General features: G+C 72.8%; 18 protein-coding genes. 7 read left to right on the top strand and 11 right to left on the bottom strand.

Features of this window, described 5'->3' with window-relative positions; all coding sequences use genetic code 11:
- Positions 1–71: 71 nt before the first annotated feature.
- The 7 genes from AB0B35_RS31435 to AB0B35_RS31405 all read right to left on the bottom strand — a co-directional run bounded on the left by AB0B35_RS31435 (position 72) and on the right by AB0B35_RS31405 (position 6,672).
- The gene (locus AB0B35_RS31435) at positions 72–959 is read right to left on the bottom strand and encodes a septum formation family protein (RefSeq protein ID WP_361052257.1); all 888 of its coding nucleotides are present in this window, start codon (positions 957–959) and stop codon (positions 72–74) included.
- Between the two features lie 86 nt (positions 960–1,045).
- Complete coding sequence (locus AB0B35_RS31430) at positions 1,046–1,945, bottom strand: septum formation family protein (protein WP_361052254.1); 900 nt, start codon at positions 1,943–1,945, stop codon at positions 1,046–1,048.
- A gap of 75 nt (positions 1,946–2,020) precedes the next feature.
- On the bottom strand, positions 2,021–2,902 hold the full coding sequence (locus tag AB0B35_RS31425) for a septum formation family protein (protein WP_361052251.1): 882 nt from the start codon (positions 2,900–2,902) through the stop codon (positions 2,021–2,023).
- 139 nt (positions 2,903–3,041) lie between these two features.
- Positions 3,042–3,470 (bottom strand): aspartate 1-decarboxylase, encoded by a 429-nt coding sequence (gene panD, locus AB0B35_RS31420; protein ID WP_361052248.1) that lies wholly within the window; start codon positions 3,468–3,470, stop codon positions 3,042–3,044.
- Complete coding sequence (gene panC / locus AB0B35_RS31415) at positions 3,470–4,318, bottom strand: pantoate--beta-alanine ligase (RefSeq protein ID WP_361052245.1); 849 nt, start codon at positions 4,316–4,318, stop codon at positions 3,470–3,472. The genes panD and panC overlap by 1 nt, the downstream gene beginning before the upstream one ends.
- A complete protein-coding gene (locus AB0B35_RS31410) occupies positions 4,315–5,229 on the bottom strand; it encodes a DUF2520 domain-containing protein (protein WP_361052242.1) in 915 nt (304 codons plus the stop codon). The genes panC and AB0B35_RS31410 overlap by 4 nt, the downstream gene beginning before the upstream one ends.
- A 177-nt stretch (positions 5,230–5,406) precedes the next feature.
- Entirely contained in the window at positions 5,407–6,672 is a 1,266-nt protein-coding gene (locus AB0B35_RS31405) for a phytase (RefSeq protein ID WP_361052240.1), read from the bottom strand.
- A gap of 76 nt (positions 6,673–6,748) precedes the next feature.
- On the opposite strand from AB0B35_RS31405, the gene AB0B35_RS31400 reads away from it, so the two are divergent.
- Both AB0B35_RS31400 and AB0B35_RS31395 read left to right on the top strand, forming a co-directional pair.
- A complete protein-coding gene (locus tag AB0B35_RS31400; protein WP_361052237.1) occupies positions 6,749–7,753 on the top strand; it encodes an SAM-dependent methyltransferase in 1,005 nt (334 codons plus the stop codon).
- A 115-nt stretch (positions 7,754–7,868) separates the two neighbouring features.
- Positions 7,869–9,026, top strand: coding sequence for an NADH-quinone oxidoreductase subunit D (locus AB0B35_RS31395; protein ID WP_203695271.1), 1,158 nt, complete (start codon positions 7,869–7,871; stop codon positions 9,024–9,026).
- 61 nt (positions 9,027–9,087) lie between these two features.
- Here the strand turns inward: AB0B35_RS31395 and AB0B35_RS31390 are convergent, their stop codons facing one another.
- The 4 genes from AB0B35_RS31390 to folK form a co-directional block, all read right to left on the bottom strand.
- Positions 9,088–10,386, bottom strand: coding sequence for a hypothetical protein (locus AB0B35_RS31390; RefSeq protein ID WP_361052235.1), 1,299 nt, complete (start codon positions 10,384–10,386; stop codon positions 9,088–9,090).
- A gap of 297 nt (positions 10,387–10,683) precedes the next feature.
- The gene (locus AB0B35_RS31385; RefSeq protein WP_361052234.1) at positions 10,684–11,964 is read right to left on the bottom strand and encodes an ABC transporter permease; all 1,281 of its coding nucleotides are present in this window, start codon (positions 11,962–11,964) and stop codon (positions 10,684–10,686) included.
- Positions 11,965–12,121: 157 nt separating this feature from the next.
- A complete protein-coding gene (locus AB0B35_RS31380) occupies positions 12,122–12,634 on the bottom strand; it encodes a DUF3180 domain-containing protein (protein WP_360523991.1) in 513 nt (170 codons plus the stop codon).
- A 34-nt stretch (positions 12,635–12,668) separates the two neighbouring features.
- Positions 12,669–13,196: a 2-amino-4-hydroxy-6-hydroxymethyldihydropteridine diphosphokinase gene (folK, locus tag AB0B35_RS31375; RefSeq protein WP_360523988.1), complete on the bottom strand. Its 528-nt coding sequence runs from the start codon at positions 13,194–13,196 to the stop codon at positions 12,669–12,671.
- A 21-nt stretch (positions 13,197–13,217) separates the two neighbouring features.
- On the opposite strand from folK, the gene folP reads away from it, so the two are divergent.
- The 5 genes from folP to AB0B35_RS31350 all read left to right on the top strand — a co-directional run bounded on the left by folP (position 13,218) and on the right by AB0B35_RS31350 (position 18,919).
- The gene (gene folP, locus AB0B35_RS31370) at positions 13,218–14,051 is read left to right on the top strand and encodes a dihydropteroate synthase (protein ID WP_361052315.1); all 834 of its coding nucleotides are present in this window, start codon (positions 13,218–13,220) and stop codon (positions 14,049–14,051) included.
- Positions 14,052–14,053: 2 nt separating this feature from the next.
- Positions 14,054–14,422: a dihydroneopterin aldolase gene (gene folB, locus AB0B35_RS31365; RefSeq protein ID WP_361052231.1), complete on the top strand. Its 369-nt coding sequence runs from the start codon at positions 14,054–14,056 to the stop codon at positions 14,420–14,422.
- Between the two features lie 313 nt (positions 14,423–14,735).
- Positions 14,736–15,056 (top strand): hypothetical protein, encoded by a 321-nt coding sequence (locus AB0B35_RS31360; protein ID WP_155369450.1) that lies wholly within the window; start codon positions 14,736–14,738, stop codon positions 15,054–15,056.
- Positions 15,057–15,065: 9 nt separating this feature from the next.
- Positions 15,066–15,428, top strand: a complete 363-nt coding sequence (locus AB0B35_RS31355) for a hypothetical protein (RefSeq protein ID WP_360523979.1) — start codon at positions 15,066–15,068, stop codon at positions 15,426–15,428.
- Positions 15,425–18,919, top strand: coding sequence for an ATP-binding protein (locus AB0B35_RS31350; RefSeq protein WP_361052228.1), 3,495 nt, complete (start codon positions 15,425–15,427; stop codon positions 18,917–18,919). Before AB0B35_RS31355 ends, AB0B35_RS31350 begins: the two co-directional genes overlap by 4 nt.
- Positions 18,920–18,926: the final 7 nt, after the last annotated feature.

Here is an 18,926-nt window from a genome sequence, read left to right as displayed (position 1 = left end):
CACCCCCGACCCCACGTGACACCCCTCACCCGCCCCCGGCAGAAGGCCGGGGACGGGTGCGGGTATCGGGCTCAGTTCGTGGGCAGAACCTTCGTGCCGCCGTTGCGCAGCGACTTCGTCAGCTTCTTCTTGTCCAGCCAGAGGTGGCAGCGCACGCCGTGGTCGCCGGCCTCCCAGTCGGACTTCGACGGCCAGTTCCACACCACACCGGTGCGGTAGCTGATGTTCGAGTCGTTGGGCACCTTCACGAACTTGGCGACCAGCGTGCGGCACTCCTTGGCGATGCGCGTCTTCATGCCGGCCAGGCTGCTGTAGGCGGCGCCGCCCGCGTTCCACACGCCCACGAACTCGGCGTTGTGGGCCTTGTTGCAGGCGGTGGAGACCAGCCGGGTGCCGTACTGGTAGCAGCCGAACTTCAGCGCGGACGCCTTGGTGAACTCGCCCTTGAGCGAGGCGGTCCGGGCCACCGGGTCGCCGTACTGGCCGTCGAGCGCGGTCAGCTCGCAGCGGTACCAGCGCGCGCCGCCGTCCCAGCCGGCCGCCGACGGCACCGAGACGCCGAACCACAGGGCGCCCGAGCGCCAGTCGCCGCCGAGGAAGTCGGTGATGCGCTTGTCGCAGTCGGCCCAGGCCGCGCGCATGTCCGGCGAGCCCTCCGACGGCACCGTGGTGCGCGAGGCCGCCTCGCCGGTGAAGTCGGCGACGGCCACCGTCTCGTAAGTGTGGCTCTGGTCACACTCGACCGGCTTGTAGGACGAGCGGTAGCTGACGTCGCGGAAGCCGTCGTCGCACTTCGCCTCTTCGGGACGCCAGCTCTGAGCCGCCGGCAGCGCCGGCCACTGGTTGGTGAGGTCGCCGTCGGCTCCCGCCGGCAGCTGCCCCCCGCAGGCCGATGTGGCCAGCAGGGCAGCCGCGACCAGCACGACCCCTGCGACCCTACGGCCGATCACCTCACGCATCAGTGCCCTCCCCAAGCCATGCCGAACATGAATGGGGAGCATATTTCATACCCGCCAGCGGGTTCGACGCGTATCCGGTCGACCGGTCAGCTCGGGATGCCCTTGCCCGCGGTGCCCTTGGCCGAGCCCGTCATCTTCTTCGTCTCCAGCCACAGGTAGCAGCGCACGCCGCGGTCGCCCCCCGCCCAGGTGGCCTTGCTGTACGGCCACGAGATCACGCCGTACTTGCTGGTGGCGCTCACGGTGACGCCGATGAACGTGGCCATCGCCTTGCGGCAGTTGTCGTGGAAGTAGTCCCAGTCCGCTTCGCTCGCCGGGTACTTGCGGTTGGCCGCGGCGGTGAAGGTGCCGACGTACTCCGCGTTGTGCGACTTGGCGCAGTCGGTCTCCGGCATGGTGTCCACCGAGCCGTTCTTGCCGCTCTCGGCGAAGCAGGTGAGCAGCAGCGGCGCGGGCAGCGAGCCGCGCAGGCTGCCGGTGCGGCGGACCCAGTCGGCCTTGTCGGTGACTGTGGTCAGCTCGTTGAGCTCGCAGCGGTACCACCGGGCGCCGCCCTGCCAGGCCGCGGCCGAGGGCAGCGTCAGGTCGAGGGTCAGGCGGCCGTCGCGCCACTGCCGGCCGACGAACGCGGTGGACCGCTCGTCGCACTCGGCGAACGCGCCCGCGAGCACCGCGTCGTCCGCCTCCGGCGGGGCGGCCAGCTCGGCGGCGGCACCGGTCAGCGTGCCGACGTAGACCGTCTCGCCGTAGTGCTCCGTGGCGCAGTCGACCGGCCGGTACGCGGTGGCCCGGCCGGTCTGCTCGTACGCCTTCTCATGGCACACCTCGGCGCTGGGCGTGAACACCTGCGCCGCGGGCAGGCTCGCCCAGTCGTCGGCGAGCTTGCCGTCCACACCGGGCACCGGCGAGGAACAGCCGGCCAGCGCCAACGGCGCCGCCAGTGCGCAGACGGCCGCACCGGCGGCGATCCTCCGCCTCCATGCCATGTGTCGTCCCTCCCAGACGTCCGCCCGGGAGCCTAACGGACGGAAGGCGGCCGCGACAGCGGTGCTGTCGGCCTTCTACCAGCCCGGAACGCCCTTGCCCTTGGTCCCCTTGGCCGACTTCTTCATGGTCTTGCCGTCGTAGAACCAGAGTGAGCAGCGGACCATCCGGTCACCGGCGGCCCAGGACTCCGCGTTGTTCGGGCTGGAGATGACGCCGATCCGGCTCGCGCTGCTCAGGCTGACGCCCATGAACTTCGCGGCCAGGTCCTGGCACTTGTCATGGATGACGTTCCACTGCCGCTCGGACTTCGGGTAGGCCGTGGTCATGCCGGCGCGGTAGGCGCCGACGAACTCGCTGTTGTGCGCCTTGCTGCAGGCCACCTCGGGCATCTTGACGATGGTGTCGCCCTTGTCCTGGGTGTGCGTGCAGCCGACCAGCAGCGCGGCCGGCACCTCGCCCTTCAGGCTGCCGGTGCGCTGCACCCAGTCCCGGTCGTCGAACACCGAGGAGACCTCGGACAGGTCGCAGCGGAACCAGCGCGCGCCGCCGTCCCAGGCGGTCGGAGTCGGCACGGCCAGGGTCATCTCCAGGCGCGCCAGGCTCCAGGGGCGGCCCAGGTAGGTCGCGGCCTCCTTGTCGCACTCGGCCAGCGCGGCGGCGTTGTCCTTCGGGCCGGGGGAGGTCGTCAGGCCCTTGAACTCGCCGACGTGCACGACCTCGCCGTAGTGCGACTTGGCGCAGTCGACGACGGCGTCGGTGTAGCGGCCGGTGTCCTTGGACACGACGCCGAGGCAGACGCCCGCCTCGGGCACCCAGCCCTTGACGTCGGCGACCTTCACCCAGTCGTCGGTCAGCTTCGAGTCCACCTCGGTCGGCAGCGCGGTCCCGCAGCCGGCCAGGGCCAGGTTCGTCAGTAGCGCGGCCAGCATCGTGCCGGCCGTAAGGCGTCCCCGCATCGCCCATCCTCCCAGGTCATAGAGCCTGGGCGAGCCTAAGCGAAGGTCGTCGCGGCCGTATCGGCCTAACGGCCGAGAGCCGGGTCACATCCGGCGTACGAATCCGCAGCTAGAACCACCTGCCGCAGCGGAACCCGGCCTAGCGGCTCAGGGTCAGGTCGCCCCGGACGACGTCGCCGACCATGCCGGGCACGGCCTCGGCCGGGTCCGCGCCGAGCGAGATGATCCGGTTGTCGGCGTCCACGTGCACCACCCGCGGGGTGTACGAGCGGGCGGTGGCCTCGTCGGTCTGCGCGTACGAGATGAGGATGACCAGGTCGCCGGGCTTGACCAGGTGCGCCGCCGCGCCGTTGATGCCGATCACGCCGGTGCCCCGCTCGCCCGGGATGACGTACGTCTCCAGCCGCGCCCCGTTGGTGATGTCCACGATCGCGACCTGCTCGCCGGGCAGCAGGTCGGCGGCGTCCATCAGGTCCTCGTCGATGGTGACCGAGCCGACGTAGTGCAGGTCGGCCTGGGTCACCGTGGCCCGGTGGATCTTGGACTTGAACATGGTGCGCAGGAACATCAGGCCGGTTCTTCCTCGGTCGTCGTGGCTGCCGCGCCGAGGTGGACGGGCAGGTTGTCGATCAGCCGGGTGGTGCCGACGCGGGCCGCGACCAGCAGCCGCGCCTCGCCCGGACCCGGGTCCTCGCTCAGGTCGGCCCCGCGCAGGGCCAGGTAGTCCACATCCACCCCGGCCAGTTCGGCCCGCGCGGCCGCCAGCACCGCCGCGGGCTCGCGCCGGGCGGCTCCCGAACGCAGCGCACGGGACAGGGCCAGCGCGGTCTCGCGCTCGGCCGCGCTCAGGTAGCGGTTGCGGCTGGACAGTGCCAGCCCGTCCGGCTCCCGGACCGTCGGCACCCCGACGATCTCCACCCCGAGTTCGAGGTCGTGCACCATGGCCTTGATCAGTGTGAGCTGCTGGTAGTCCTTCTCTCCGAAGAACGCCAGGTCCGGGCGGGTGAGCAGGAGCAGCTTGCCGACCACGGTCAGCACGCCGGCGAAGTGGCCGGGGCGTACCGCCCCCTCCAGCACCTCGCCCAGCGGGCCCGGGTGGACGGTGACCTGCGGCTGCCCGTGCGGGTACATCACCTCGGGCGTCGGCGCGAAGAGCAGGTCGACACCCTCGGCCGCGCACACCGCCAGATCGGCGTCGAAGGTGCGCGGGTAGCGGGCCAGGTCCTCGTTCGGGCCGAACTGCAGCGGGTTCACGAAGATCGTCGCCAGCACGACGTCGGCGTGCTTGCGGGCCTCCCGCAGCAGGGTGGCATGCCCCTCGTGCAGCGCGCCCATGGTCATCACCACGGCGACGGAGCCGTGCGCGGCCGACCGCGCCGTGGCCAGCTCCTCGCGGGTGCGGACGACGGCGGTCACTTCGCCGCCTCGCCGAGCTGCCCGGCGTCGGCGGCGGTCGGGTCGGCCAGCACGCCCAGCAGCGACTCGGCGTCGACCGGGCGCAGCCGCCCGCTGGCGATCACCCGGTCCGCGGTGCGCCGGGCGAGCGCGACGTACGCCGGGAGCGAGTCGGGGGCGGTGCGGGCCAGTTCCTGGACGTGCCGGGCGACGGTGCCGGCGTCGCCACGCGACACCGGTCCGGTGATCGCCGAGTCGCCCATGCGCAGCGCGTTCTCCAGCGCGGCGGTCAGCAGCGGGCCGAGCACCTTCTCCGGGCTCAGCACGCCCGCGTCGCGCAGCCGGTCGGCCGCCTCGTTGACGAGGGTGACCAGGTGGTTCGCGCCGTGGGCGAGCCCGGCGTGGTAGAGCGCGCGGCGGTCCTCGGCGATCCACTCCGGGCTGCCCGCCAGGTCGGCGACGAGCGCCTGGGCCAGGGCGCGCACCGTGGCGTCGGCGGCGGTGATCCCGTACGAGATGCCGGGCAGCCGGTCCAGGTCGGCGGCGGTGCCGGTGAAAGTCATCGCGGGGTGCAGCGCCAGCGTGCGGGCGCCGACCGCGGCAGCCGGGGCCAGCACAGCCAGCCCGTGCGCGCCCGAGGTGTGCGCCACGACCTGGCCCGGCCGCAGCGCGCCGGTGGCGGCCAGGCCGGTCACGACGCCGGCCAGGGCATCGTCGGGCACCGCGATGATCAGCAGATCGGCCGCGGCGCGAGCCACCTCGTCGGCGGGAAGATTCTGCGCACCCGGGAGAAGGGTGCGGATGCGGTGCTTGGCCGCGGCGGACACGCCGGAGGCGGCGACTACCCGGTGTCCCGCGCCCCGCAGGGCGGCGGCGAGGACCGCGCCGACCCGGCCGGCGCCGATCACACCGATGGTGAGCTCAGCACTCATGATCTGATCCAGTCCTCTTCTTCGGGGTACCGGTCGGGGCAAGTATGACCCCGTGTCCTGATCACTGGACAGAGACTGTGCGAAACCGCACTGCCGCGTTTCGTTCACATCCGCACAACGAAAAGCGCTCCCGGAACCACGTCCCGGAAGCGCCCTTCGTGACTGCCGTCTCGCTGCTCAGTGCTTATTCAGGAAGCCCGCGTCGACGAACTTGACGTTGGTCGCGGCGCGGTCGCCGGACGGGGTCTCCTGGCCGTCGTGCACCACCAGCAGGCCGCCGGGGAAGCCGGGCAGCGGGGTGTTCACCACCGCCGCGCCGTCGCACTCCTGGGAGCCGTCGACCCGGCCGTCGACGACCGCGAACCGGCCCGTGGGGCGCAGGGTCAGCCGGTCGTACGTGTAGAAGGTGTCGTCGCCCTGCGAGGAGACCAGCAGCGTGCCCGCGTACCGGCCGGTCTTGAAGATCGTCACGCCCTCGACGTCGGCGGCGATGCGCCCGCCCTCGCCCGGGTCGGCCGACCAGTCGACCGTGCACTCCTCGGTCTCGGGGTCGTAGACCGCTGGGACGCCGTACTCCCGGGTCCGCTCGACCATGCGCGGCGTGTAGCCGAAGCGGCCGCCGGTGACGGAGACCCGCCACAGCGCCACGTCCTCCTGCGCGGCGTAGAGCACGCCCAGCGCCGGGTCCACCGTCATACCCTCGACCTGCGGCAGCTCGCCCGGCTCCAGGCACGGGGTCCAGGAGCCGCCGCCCTTCAACGCGAACGTGTCCGGCAGCACCAGCCGGTCGACGCGCTGGTAGCTCACCTTCGCGCCCTTGGCGACCAGGCGGAACATGCCCAGCTCCGGGGTGTGCCGGCGGCTGGCGACCGCCAGGAAGTCCCGGCCGTCGCGGAACGTCGCCAACCCGTACGCGGTGGCCTGCTCGTTGACCTCCTCCTGGGTCTTGTTGAACGCGAACGGCACGTCCGGCGCGGTCACGTCGGTCAGCACGCCGTCGTCGATGCGGTAGAAGCGCAGCTTGTCCCGGCCCCGGTCGGTGACCACGGCCAGGTCGACCAGGCGCCCGTGCAGCGGGAAGCCGGTGACCAGGTCCACGTTGTTGAACCGGCCCGGCTCGTCGTCCGGGCCCGGCGCGTCCGGCGTGGCGAACGACTGGGTCTCGCGTCCCCGCAGGTCGTAGACGCGCAGGCCGCCGTTCTTCGCGGTCACGATGACCCGGCTGCGGGCCTTGTCCCGCTCGTTCACCCAGATCGCCGGGTCGTCCGCGTCGGCGTCGCCGCCGGCCTCGTCGTCGTACAGCGCGGGGGTCTCGAACTTCGCCGTGACCGCGCGCAGGGCGGGCACGCCGCCGGTCGCCGGCCCGGGTTCGGCCGCGGCCACGCCGGGCAGCGCGGTCGCCGCCAGGGCGCCTGCCGTGAGGCAGGTGAGAATACGTCGCATGGGCCGGACCGTAGATTCGGCAGGGCAACCTGGGACGAACGGAGAGTGAACCGTTTCCATGCGCTGGCGGGACGCGATGCGAACTGCGCTGTACGGGCCGGACGGGTTCTTCGTCCGCGAGCGGCCCGCCGACCACTTCCGGACCAGCGCCCAGTCGCCCCACTTCGCCCGCGCGATCGCCGCGCTCGCCGCCGACGTGGACCGCGCCCTCGGCCATCCGGAAGTGTTCGACCTGGTGGACGTGGGTGCGGGGCGCGGCGAGCTGCTGCAGGGCGTGCTGGCCGCGCTGCCCGTGTCGTTGCGTGCGCGAGTCCGGCCGGTGGCCGTGGAGGTCAGCGCTCGCGGCGGCGACGACATCATCTGGCGTACCGAACTTCCGCGCGGATTGACCGGGTTGCTGCTGGCCACCGAGTGGCTCGACAACGTGCCGCTGGACCTCGCGCGCGACGGGTCGTACCTGGACACGGATCTGAACCCGTGCGGAGCCGTCGATCCCGTCGACGCCGCGTGGATCGAACGGTGGTGGCCCGCCGGACCGGACGACATCGTGGAGGTCGGGCGCAGCCGCGACGAGGCCTGGGCCGACGCCGTCGGCGCGCTGGACGCGGGGCTCGCGCTGGCGGTCGACTACGGGCACCTGCGCGATCGGCGACCGGCGCTGCCGACGGCCACCGGCTTCCGGGACGGCCGCGAGGTGTCCCCGGCCTTCGACGGCAGCACCGACATCACGTGCCACGTCGCCATGGACTCCATCGCCGTGGCCGCGGCCGCGCGGCCGGGCGGTGCGGCCGGGCCGGGCGGTGCGCTGAAGGCGGGCGGCGTGGCTGAGGCAGACGAGCCGATCGAGGACGGCTGGCGGTTGCTGGACCAGCGCGCGGCGCTGCACCGCCTCGGCGTCACCGCCGGCCGGCCCCCGCTCACCCTGGCCTCAACCGATCCGCTCGCCTACGTGCGTGCGCTGGCCGACGCGAGCGAGATCGGCGAGCTGACCGCCACCGGCGGGCTCGGGGCGCACTGGTGGCTGGCGCAGTGGACCGGCCTCGACCCGCGCGAGCTGCCCTTCCTGCTCCCCCACCCCTGACCGACCGCCCCGTCCCAGGCCGCAGCAGGTGGCAGCGTTAAGAAGGTGCCCTTCCTCTACAAATAGCGTTAGCAAGGTGCCCTTCCATTCTTGGGGCTGGCTTACGATGGCGCGCATGGTGGCAGCGGGCGGTAGCCGGGAGTTGACGGTCGGCGCGGGGGCGGGGGCCCAGCAGCTGGGCACCGACATGGTGCTGAACATCGGGCCCCAGCATCCGTCCACGCACGGGGTGCTGCGGCTGAAGCTGGTGCTGGACGGCGAGAAGGTGCTGTCCGCCGAGCCGATCGTCGGATACATGCACCGCGGCGCGGAGAAGCTGTTCGAGGTCCGTGACTATCGGCAGATCCTGGTGCTGGCCAACCGGCACGACTGGCTGAGCGCGTTCAGCAACGAGCTGGGCGCGGCGATGGCCGTCGAGCGGCTGATGGGGCTGGAGGTGCCGGAGCGCGCGGTCTGGCTGCGCACGGCGATGGCCGAGCTGAACCGGGTGCTCAACCACCTGATGTTCCTCGGCTCGTACCCGCTGGAGATCGGCGCGATCACCCCGGTGTTCTACGCGTTCCGCGAGCGTGAGGTGCTGCAGGCCGTCATGGAGGAGGCCACCGGCGGCCGCATGCACTACATGTTCAACCGGATCGGCGGGCTGAAGGAGGAGGTCCCGGCGGGCTGGACCCGGCGTGCCCGGGAGGCCGTCGACCTGGTCGCTTCGCGGATGCCGATGCTCGACGACCTGATCCGGCGCAACGACATCTTCCTGGCCCGCACGGTCGGCGTCGGCGTGCTGACCGCCGAGCAGGCCGCCGCGTACGGCGCCTCCGGGCCCGTCGGGCGGGCCAGCGGCCTGGACTTCGACCTGCGCCGCGACGAGCCGTACCTGGCCTACGGCGAGCTGGACGTCCCGGTCGTCACCCGCACCGCCGGCGACTGCCACGCGCGTTTCGAGGTCCTGCTCGACCAGGTGTACGCGTCGCTGGACCTGGTCCGGCAGTGCCTGGACCGGGTGGACCGGATCGGCGGGCCGGTCAACGTACGCCTGCCGAAGGTGGTCAAGGCCCCGGAGGGGCACACCTACGCGTGGACCGAGAACCCGCTCGGCGTCAACGGCTACTACCTGGTCTCCAAGGGCGACAAGACGCCCTGGCGGATGAAGCTGCGCACCGCGTCGTACGCCAACGTGCAGGCGCTGTCCACGCTGCTGCCGGGCACCCTGGTGCCGGACCTGATCGCCATTCTGGGCTCGATGTTCTTCGTCGTCGGCGACATCGACAAGTAGCCGTTGACGGGAAAACGCGCCCTCCCGGGCTGTCCGGAAGGGCGCGTCCTGGCTGTCGTGCTCAGCGGTACCGGCGGTCGTAGTCCCGATCCCGATCCCGATCCCGGTCCCGGTCCTGGTTACGGTCCCGCTCGCGCGAGTCCTCGTAGTCGGACCAGCGGTCCTCCCGGTCCGAGCCGGTCAGCGCGCGGGGCTCACGGCGGTCCTGGTCGCGGTACGGGAAGCCGCCCCGGCCCTCGTCGGCCCGGTCGTCGTCGTAGCCGCGGTCCTCGCGCCGCACCGCGGCCCAGCGGTCCTCTATCCGCAGCTCGGTGCCGGAGCTGTCGCTGTGCAGCGCCGCCCGGCGCTCGCCCATCCGCACCTCACGGCCCCGGTCGTCGCTGCGCACCGTGGTCCAGCGGTCGCCGGCGGCCCGCACCGGACGGTCCTCGTCGTCGCGGTCCGACCAGCGGCCCTCGATCGCGTCACCGGCCCGGTCGGACCAGCGGTCGTCGCCGCGGTCGCGCCGCGAGGTCCAGCCATCTCCGCCGGAGACCGGCTCGTTGGCGTCGCGGCGGCGCTCCAGCTGCTCGCGCAACCGCTGCTCGGTCCACGACTCCTCGTGCCGGTCCCGCTCGCGGGCGCGTTCGGCCCGGGGGCGCTGCACCTCGATCCGCGGAGTCTCGGCGCGGTGCGCGTACTCCCCCGCGTCGCGGCCCCGCTCACGGTCGCGGTCGAAGCCGCCCGCCCCGCCACTGACCGGGCTGCCGTAGATCGCCGCGCCGCGCTGGCCGTCCTCGCCGTGCGGGTCGACGATGGTGTGCCGCGTCGTCACCTGCACGGTCTCGGTGTGCCGCACCACGCCGCCGGGCGGCATGCCCGCGCGGCCCGAGTTCGGGCCCGGCTGGTGCGGGGCGGGTGCGGGGCTGCCGCCACGCGCGGCGGGCGCGGGCGCGGCCTGTGCCGCGCGGGCGGCCTCGGCCCGGACGTGCTCCAGCTGCGCACGGGTGGCCTCCAGCTCGTGCCGGGTGGCCTCGAGCTGGTCCACCAGGTACTGGAACTTCTCCCCGAAGGCACGGTGCGTGGCGTGGGCGGCCGTCGAGATGTCGTCGCGGACGTCGGCCCGCACGGTGTCGATCTCATCGAGGATCATGTCTTCGATCTCGAGCCGCACCGTCTCGGTGTCGCGACGGAGAGTGATCGACAGACCGATCAGGATGACCGACAGGATGACCACGCCCACGGCGGCCCGCAACGCAGTGCCACCATCGGCTATGAACAGGAAAATCGCAGCCAGCGGCGCCAGCCCGACGCCGCCCCAGAACAACACCGGGAGCAGGCGCGCGTGCCGCTGTTCATCGCGAGTGTCCGAGTCCGGCATGTTGCTAGAGGCTACCGACAGTTGCTTGCGAGGGGAATGCTCCACGGCCTTGAAATGCGAGAACATTCCGCCCGGAGATCGTCGCCGACCCGTCCTGAACAGCTGCGCCACCCAGCGCGGCTTGCGCACACCCGCCCGCGGCGCGCGACGCGCCGGTAATCGCCGAACCTTCGTCACGAACGGTTCAACGAGCGCCCGCCCGTTTCGCCCGGCTCGACCGCTCCCGCGCTCGAAAGTGGCACGGCACGAAACGAGCCGCCGCGCCCGCGGAGGCGGACGCGGCGGCTCGGTTCAGCTCTAACGCAGGGAGGACCAGCGGTCTTCGTCGCCCCACTGGTCGGCGCGCGCGGGAGCGGGCTGCGCGGGCAGGTTCGCCCAGGTGTCGCCGCTGCCTGTGGACCACGAGGTGCCGGGCACGCCCACGTCGGCCCAGTCGTCCGGGCTGTCCTCGTCCAGCGGCAGCGGCCGCCCGAACGTCTCCACCAGCCTGGTGACCACGAGACCGACTGCGATGGCGCCGGCGGCCAGCGCGTACAGCGAGATGCGCCACTGGGCCGCTTCGGCGTACCAGACGACCAGGGCCATCAGGCTGACGCCGAGCAGCGTGCCGAACACGCCGCCGCGGCGGCCGTACGCGCTCACCCCGCCGATCAGAGCAGCGCCCAGGGCCAGGCCGGTCAGCTCGAAGCCCTCGGTCGGCGCGACGACCTGCTCGGTCGAGCCGTTGAGCGCGGCCATCACCACGCCCGCGACCGCGGCCAGCGCCGTCGAGCCGACCAGCGCGAGCACGGCGACGACGCCGCCGAGGCCGCCGCGCCGCCGGGCCGGGTCACTGACCGGGCGGAACCGGCCGACCCCGCGCCGGATGGACCGGATCGCGCCGAGCAGGCCGGCCACGATGGTCAGCGCGGCGAACGCGCCGTACAGGTAGAGCGCGTGGTCGGTGGGGTCGTACCCGCCGCTCACGGTCAGCGGGGCCGGGTGCTTCTGGATCCAGACGATCGCGACCAGCGCCGCCGCCAGGCTGCCCGCCCAGCCGGGCACGTGGAAGCCCACCACGAGGACGGCGACGGCCAGGCCCAGCCCGGCGGCGAGCGCCACGGCCATGCCTGCCGTGGGCACGACACCCTGGTCGCCGTGCTCGGCGTAGTACAGCGCGGCGGCCGCGGCGACCGGGCCGATGGCCAGGTTCACCGCACCGGCGCGCAGCGTCATCGAGGCGCCGAAGCCGAGCAGGCCCAGCACCGACGCGAAGACCAGCAGCTCTTTGAAGTTCGCGCCGGTGATCGTGTCGCGGTGGCCGCTGTGCAGCAGGAAGCCGATCGCGACCACGCCCAGCAGCAGCACGCCCTCCCAGGCGAAGTGCACGCCGAGCCGGTCCCGGCCGACCTCGCCGTGCGCGGGGTCGTCGAAGACGTCGTCGAGGTTGGCCGCGGGCGTCGCCCTCGGCCGGTACTGCACGCCGGCGAGGACGCTGTGCGCGCCGCCGTCGGTTCTGAGATCGGACTCCTCGCGGAAGCCCTCGCCGCGGTACCGTCGCTGCCCTGTCGCGTCGGTCGCTTCGCTGTCGTAGGCCATGACTCGCGCCTCCCGAGTCGGCTGCCGGTCGCGGGGTACGACACGGCATACCCGAGGCAACCTACCGGCTGAAACGTGAATGCAACAGGGTCTACCGGCGATGACATACCGCGGCCGACGGGTACCCGATAGTGGTCGCCGCCGATCCGTTCGGCCGCTACTGGACGTCCGGCTTGTCGTCCTCGGGGCGCTTCGGCACCCGGCATGCCCGCTCCAGCCACAGCGCCGCCCCGACCAGCGCGAGCGAGCAGGCCAGCGAGGTGAGCGCGGCCGGCAGATCGCGGCTGACCGCGGCCAGCTGCCGCTGCTGGCCGTCGACGAACAGCCAGAGGCTCAGCCCGGCGGCGAAACCGGCGAAGATCGACCCGGCCAGCGACGACGCCTTGGCCAGCACCGCGTAGCGGGCGACGGCCAGCGGCTCGACCCGCTCCCGGCCCGGCTTGCCCTCCAGCCGCGCCCGCGTCTGCTGCGCCAGCGCGAACTCCACGATCGCGAGCGCGAGCAGCGTGAACGCCGGCAGCCAGCCGCTGCGGCCGAGGAACGGCAGCGTCGCCAGGTCGAAGTACCAGGTGCTGATGACGAGCCAGGCGACGGCGGCCGAGCCGAGGCCCGCGACGATCAGGGTGGCCGGGTTGGTGGGTTGCAGCCGTGGCTCCGGCGTCTGACTCAACTCGGTCCCCACCTTTCACTCGACTGGATGACCGTCACTCTACTTCGAGGCGCACCTGGGGCAGCGCGGTCATCACGGCGACCTCGGTCGCCATCGGCTCGGCCAGCACGAGGTCGTTCACCCAGCCGTGTCCGGGCAACTGCGCGTAGGGCTGCACCTCCAGCCAGGGCCGCAGCACGAAGGCGCGCTGGTGGGCGTGCGGGTGCGGCAGCGTCAGCTCCGGGGTGTCGCGCAGGATCGGCTCGCCGTCCTCGGCGAACGCCGCGACGAGGTCGACGTCGAGCGTGCGCGGGCTGTACCGGCGGGCCTGGTGGCGCACCCGCCCCGCCTCGTGCTCGATGCCCTGAGCGGTGAGCAGCCACTGCTCCACCGACTGCGGGCCGCGTACGAGCAGCGCGGCGTTGTAGTACGCCGGCTGCTCGGTGTCACCCCACGGCGGCGTCTCGTACACGCCGCTCACCGCGAGCAGCTCGCCTTCCTGCGCGAGCCGGCGCACCGCGAAGCGCAGATGGTCGGCGCGGTCGCCGAGGTTGCTGCCTATCGAGAAGACCACCGAAGTCACGACCGATATTCTCGCAGCGTGGTGTCCGACCTGATGCACGCGACGCCGCCGGTGGTGATGGGGGTTCTCAACGTGACCCCGGATTCCTTCTCCGACGGTGGCCTCTACGACGACCTCGAAGCCGCCGTCCGGCACGGGATGGAGCTGCACGGACAGGGCGCGCACCTGGTGGACGTGGGCGGCGAGTCGACCCGCCCGGGCGCGGCGCGCGTCGACGCCGACACCGAGATCAAGCGGGTCGTTCCGGTCATCACGGCGCTGGCCGAGGCCGGCGTGCCGACCAGTGTCGACACCACCCGTGCCGCGGTCGCCGCGGCCGCGGTGCAGGCCGGGGCGGCGGCGGTCAACGACGTCTCCGGCGGGCTGGCCGATCCGGACATGCGCCGCGTCGTCGCCGAGGCCGGCTGCCCGTACGTGGTGATGCACTGGCGCGGGCACTCGGCCGACATGCAGGCGCTGGCCACCTACCGCGACGTGGTGACCGAGGTGCGCGAGGAGCTGTCGCGCCGGGTCGACGAGGCGCTGCGCGCCGGGGTCGCCGCCGACCGGCTGATCGTCGACCCGGGACTGGGCTTCGCCAAGACCGCCGAGCACAACTGGGCGCTGACCCGGCACCTGGACCGCATCATCGACCTGGGCTTCCCGGTGCTGTTCGGGGCGAGCCGTAAGTCCTACCTGGGCCTGCTGCTCGACGGCCGGGCCGCCGCGGACCGCGACGCCGCCACCACCGCGACCAGCGTCCTGGCCGCCGCGACCGGGGCCTGGGGGGTACGCGTGCACGACGTGCGCTCGACCGTCGACGCCCTCGCGGTGTGGCGGGCCACCGGCAGCCCCCGGCTGCGCTACGAAGGCTGACCATGGACCTCATCACGCTCACCGGCCTGCGGGTACGCGGCAACCACGGCGTCTTCGACTTCGAACGCCGCGACGGCCAGGACTTCGTCGTCGACGTGCAACTCGGCCTGGACCTGCGCCCGGCCGCGGCCAGCGACGACGTCGCCGACACCGTGCACTACGGCGAGCTGGCGGCTCGGCTGGCCGAGATCGTGGCCGGACCGCCGGTCGACCTCATCGAGACCCTGGCACAGCGCCTCGTCGATGCCTGCCTGGCCGACCCCCGCGTCGCGCAGGCGGTGGTGACCGTCCACAAGCCACAGGCACCGATCCCGCTGACCTTCGCCGACGTGAGCGTCACGATGACCGGGGTCAATCCTCGCCCGCGGTAGCGGCCGCTCGGTGTCTTCCGGAGCGCGGCGGAGGATGACATCGAGCAAGGCCGCGGTAGCCGGCGGGCATGTCGCAGTGACGGGCGGACTTCCGACACCCGCCACCACCTGCACGGCTTGTCGCACCGGTGGGTGCACCGTACGCTCTGCTATGGATCGAACACCGGTCCTACACAACAGCAAACCCCGGCGCTCCACTACGAACTGTGATCGACACGAAGCAGGGTGTCATCGGCTGCATCCCACCGCTGAGGACCCCCATCAGTAAGGCTTAAGCAATTGCAGCGCCGGTCGCGCACCGGGGAGGTACCGAATGATCGCCATGGAGCTGGTCCAGGCGGCGTGGAGCCATGCCACGCCGACCCTCGGCATGATCGCCGATGCGATCCAGGCGGCCCCCGAGGAGCCCAAGGGCGGCATCGCGACCAACGACATCCTCACCTTCTTCGCCACGAAGATCTCTCCGATCCTGCTGGCGATCCTCGGCGTCATCTTCATCGGCCGGGCCAGCAAGGGCGAGGTGTCGAAGGTGCTGACCAGCTCCGCGATCGCCATCATCGGCGTCGCCTTCATCGTCGGCGCGGGGGCGCTGCTGCTCGTCGGCGAGAACCTCATCGACATCATGTTCGAGTAGGCGGAAGCGATGCGGCTGCGTACGGACGACGACATCTACCGGGCTCGGCTGGTCTATCTCGGGCCGCCCGGATACACGCTCCCCGTGCAGTTGCCGTACGCCCAGTACGGCCTGTTCGTGTTGCTGGTCCCGCTCTACATGGGCGTCCACTGGCTGTTCACGCAGGAGTTCGAGCTGTTCCCCACCTGGGAGATCGCGCTCGCCATCGTGACGACGTCGTACATCTTCCGCCACGTCGACCCCGACCGGCCGGCGCGCATGGTCATCCGCACCGCGCTCACCGACTGGCGGCGCACCCGCGAGCCGGTCATCGAGCGCCGCGACCCGCGACTGGTCGCCCGCCGCGTCGTCGTGCGGCAGGCGATCACATGACCAGCAACGATACCGAGTACGACCTGGACGACGCGGTATCCGACGTCGTCCCATCCGTCGAAGGGACCGCCGCGACGGGCCCCGTCGCCGTGTTCCAGCCGCCCCGCCGCCGCGAACCCGCCGAGCCCGACGCACCCGCCGAGGAGACCGGCGGGCGTCCCGAGGCGCGCACCGGCGACCTGCGCAACGCGGACCTGCGCAGCGACCTGCAGACCGCGGCCGACCGCCGGGCTGCCGAGATGCGCGCCGCCGCCGAGGCCGCCACCCAGGCCCAGCGCGAACGCGCCGCCTCCTCGCGCCGCGACCCCGAGCCGCCGAGCGCGCCACCGGCACCCTCCGGCCCCGACATCGAGTCGCCGTTCCTGGAGCTGTTCGACTCGGAGGCGGCCGATCCCGGTTCGGTCGGCCAGTCCGGCACCCCGCCGCGCTCGGCCCCGCCCAGCCGCGGCCCGGCCACCACTGCCACCGGCCGCAACGCAGGACGCCCCGACGCAGCACCGACCGCCGGCACCGCCCAGCGCAGCGGACCCGTACGGGCAGATTCGCCCCCGGTCGCCCCGCCGCCCGTCACCCCCGCTCGGACCACGCCGCCGCCGACCGGCTCGCGGCTCGCCGACCAGGGCGGCTACCCCGACGCGGCCCGAACCACCGGCGAGGGGCGCGCCACCTCCGGCCGTCCACGCAACGCCCCGGTCAGCGGGGTGCCACGCAACGCGCCCGTCAGCGGCGTACCCGTCAGCGGGGTGCCCATGCGCCCCCAGCCGGACCTGCGCAACCGCCCGGTCAGCGCGATGCCGGTCAGCTCCGTGCCGGTCAGCACCGTGCCGCTGAGCAGCAGGCCGCTGCCCCCGCGCGGCACACCGCAGGCCGCGCCCCGCTCCGCGCCGCCCGCCACCGGCCACCGCCAGCCGCCGCCCAAGAGCCGCGGCAAGCAGGTCAAGCCGCCCGCGCAGCCGAAGCCCGCCAAGGACCGCGACGCCGCCCAGGAACTCGCGATCACCGAGATCGCCGGTCACCTCACGTTCACTCCACACGCGGTGACCGCCTGGTACATGCTGCCCGAGGTGCGCTGGGCGTTCCGCCCCGACGCCGACCGCGAGGCGCTGCTGTCCGCCATCAGCGAGCAGTACGCCGGCCTCGCCGGGTTCCGCCTGCACCTGCGCCGCACCACCCGGCCGTTCCCGGCCGACCAGTGGGCCGCCCAGCTCGACCACCTCACCGCCCGGCCGCTGCCGCCCGTGCCGGGCGCGCCCGGCTGGGGCGACCACCTCGTCGCCGCCCAGCGCCACCTGCGCGAGATCAACCACAGCGAGGGCCAGACCTACCTCGGCGTCACCTTCGCCCGCCGCGCGCTCGGCGACTCGTTCAGCGAGAAGCTGCTGCGCGCCTTCGGCAAGGGCACCGCCGACTCCGAACGCCGCAAGCTCGGCAAGCAGGTCGAACAGTTCGACGAGGTGCTCGCCGCGTTCGGCATGCGCGGCCAGCGCGCCGCCGCCGCCGAACTCGAATGGCTGCTCTACCGCTCCGTCGCGCTCGGCATGAGCCCGCCGAACATGCTCGGCGCCGTGAACCACGGCCGCTGGGACTCCGGCGACCTGCTCGCCCTCACCGAGCACATCGAGCGCTACCGCACCCCGTACGGCAGCACGGTCAAGCTCGTCAACCGGATGACCGGCGAGGAACGGCACGTCGCCGTGCTCACCGTCGGCCGCATGGAGCCCCTCGACATCCCCGAGCGGCACGAGCCCTGGCTGCACTTCCACGAGCGCCTGCCCTGGCCCATGGAACTGTCGTCGCGGGTCGACATCCTCGGACCCGGCGACAGCTTCCGCAACCTCGAACACCGGCTGCGCATGATCCGCTCGCAGCAGCTGGACTACCTCGAGCACGGCATGGACGCCCCGCCCGAGCTGGAGCGCCTGGCCAGCCGGGCGCTGGTCATGGGCGACGAGATGACCACCGGCCTGCCCGTCGACTCCGCCCGCGCGCACGGCTGGCACCGCATCGCCGTCAGCGGCGCCGACCGCGAGGAATGCCTCGAACGGGCCCGCTCGGTCGTCGCCACGTACAGCCGCGAGCTGCGGGTCTCCCTGCAGCACCCCAAGCAGCAGGACCAGCTCGCCCGCGAGTTCATCCCCGGCGAGCCCGTCGCCAACACCGGCTACCTGCGCCGCATGCCGGTCCGGCTGCTCGCCGCCGCACTGCCCCAGGCCGCGTCCGTCGTCGGCGACCGCCGCGGCGACCTGCTCGGGCGCACCGCCGGCACCTGCCGCCGCCCCGTCTTCCTCGACCCGCACTTCCCCATGGAGGTCCGGGAACGCTCCGGCCTGTCGGTCATGGTCGCCGAACCCGGCGGTGGCAAGTCCACCCTGCTCGGCGCGATGGGCTACCTCAACGCCCGGCGCGGCGTCCAGGTCACCCTGCTCGACCCGAGCGGCCCGCTCGCCCGCCTGGCGAACATGCCCGAGCTTAAGCCGTACTCCCGGGTCCTCAACCTGACCGGCGGCGAGCAGGGCACCCTCGCCCCGTACTCGCTGATCCCGACCCCGCAGCGCACCGAGTTCGGACCCGGCCCCGACGGCGACCGCGAATACGAGATCTCCGTCAGCAACGCCCGCGCCGAACGCCGCATGCTCGTGCAGGACATCTGCTCGATGCTCATGCCGCCGCAGGTCGCCCGCGAGGCGTCCACCGCGACACTGCTCCGGCACGCGGTCCGCACCGTGCCCGCCGAGGAGACCGCGACCCTCGACGACGTCGTACGCTGCCTCGCCGGCATCGACGACACCGGCCGCGAACTGGCCAACCTGCTGCTCGACACCGCCGAGATGCCGCTCGCGCTGCTGTTCTTCGGCAGCCCGCCCGGCGACCTGCTCAGCACCGACTCCGCGCTCACCGTCATCACCATGTCCGGGCTGCGCCTGCCCGACCTGAAGATCGAGCGCGAGTACTGGTCCGCCGAAGAAGCCCTCGCGCTGCCGATGCTGCACACCGCGCACCGGCTCGCGGTCCGGCGCTGCTACTCCGGCGACATGCACCAGCGCAAACTTGTCGGCCTCGACGAGGCGCACTTCATGGAAGGCTGGCGGTCCGGGCGCTCGTTCCTGGTCCGGCTCGCGCGCGACAGCCGCAAGTGGAACCTCGCGGCGCTCGTCGCCTCGCAGAACCCGAAGGACATCCTCGGGCTCGACGTGCAGAACCTCGTCTCGACCGTGTTCGTCGGGCGCATCGCGCAGGACCCGGAGATCGCGTCCGAGGCGCTCCGGCTGCTGCGGGTGCCGACCGACGTCGGGTACGAAGCCGTGCTGGCCTCGCTGTCCGCGCCGGACGCGAACAGCTCGGGGCGGCTCGGGTATCGCGAGTTCGTGCTGCGGGACGTCGACAGCCGGGTGCAGCGGGTGCGGGTCGACGTGTCGTACGTCGCCGGGCTGCTGGAGACGCTCGACACCACCCCGACCGGGCAGGCGGCCGGCCAGGGAGGCAAGCGGTGAAGCGGCT

The sequence above is a fragment of the Catellatospora sp. NPDC049133 genome, assembly GCF_040648455.1.
Lineage (GTDB): Bacteria > Actinomycetota > Actinomycetes > Mycobacteriales > Micromonosporaceae > Catellatospora > Catellatospora aurea.
This window is presented reverse-complemented; position numbering and strand designations above follow the sequence as displayed.

Coding starts and splice junctions, on each gene's coding strand:
- AB0B35_RS31435 (WP_361052257.1), bottom strand. CDS start 959: ATGCGTGAGGTGATCGGCCGTAGGGTCGCAGGGGTCGTGCTGGTCGCG.
- AB0B35_RS31430 (WP_361052254.1), bottom strand. CDS start 1,945: ATGGCATGGAGGCGGAGGATCGCCGCCGGTGCGGCCGTCTGCGCACTG.
- AB0B35_RS31425 (WP_361052251.1), bottom strand. CDS start 2,902: ATGCGGGGACGCCTTACGGCCGGCACGATGCTGGCCGCGCTACTGACG.
- panD (WP_361052248.1), bottom strand. CDS start 3,470: ATGTTCCTGCGCACCATGTTCAAGTCCAAGATCCACCGGGCCACGGTG.
- AB0B35_RS31410 (WP_361052242.1), bottom strand. CDS start 5,229: ATGAGTGCTGAGCTCACCATCGGTGTGATCGGCGCCGGCCGGGTCGGC.
- AB0B35_RS31405 (WP_361052240.1), bottom strand. CDS start 6,672: ATGCGACGTATTCTCACCTGCCTCACGGCAGGCGCCCTGGCGGCGACC.
- AB0B35_RS31400 (WP_361052237.1), top strand. CDS start 6,749: ATGCGAACTGCGCTGTACGGGCCGGACGGGTTCTTCGTCCGCGAGCGG.
- AB0B35_RS31395 (WP_203695271.1), top strand. CDS start 7,869: ATGGTGGCAGCGGGCGGTAGCCGGGAGTTGACGGTCGGCGCGGGGGCG.
- AB0B35_RS31390 (WP_361052235.1), bottom strand. CDS start 10,386: ATGCCGGACTCGGACACTCGCGATGAACAGCGGCACGCGCGCCTGCTC.
- AB0B35_RS31385 (WP_361052234.1), bottom strand. CDS start 11,964: ATGGCCTACGACAGCGAAGCGACCGACGCGACAGGGCAGCGACGGTAC.
- folB (WP_361052231.1), top strand. CDS start 14,054: ATGGACCTCATCACGCTCACCGGCCTGCGGGTACGCGGCAACCACGGC.
- AB0B35_RS31360 (WP_155369450.1), top strand. CDS start 14,736: ATGATCGCCATGGAGCTGGTCCAGGCGGCGTGGAGCCATGCCACGCCG.
- AB0B35_RS31355 (WP_360523979.1), top strand. CDS start 15,066: ATGCGGCTGCGTACGGACGACGACATCTACCGGGCTCGGCTGGTCTAT.
- AB0B35_RS31350 (WP_361052228.1), top strand. CDS start 15,425: ATGACCAGCAACGATACCGAGTACGACCTGGACGACGCGGTATCCGAC.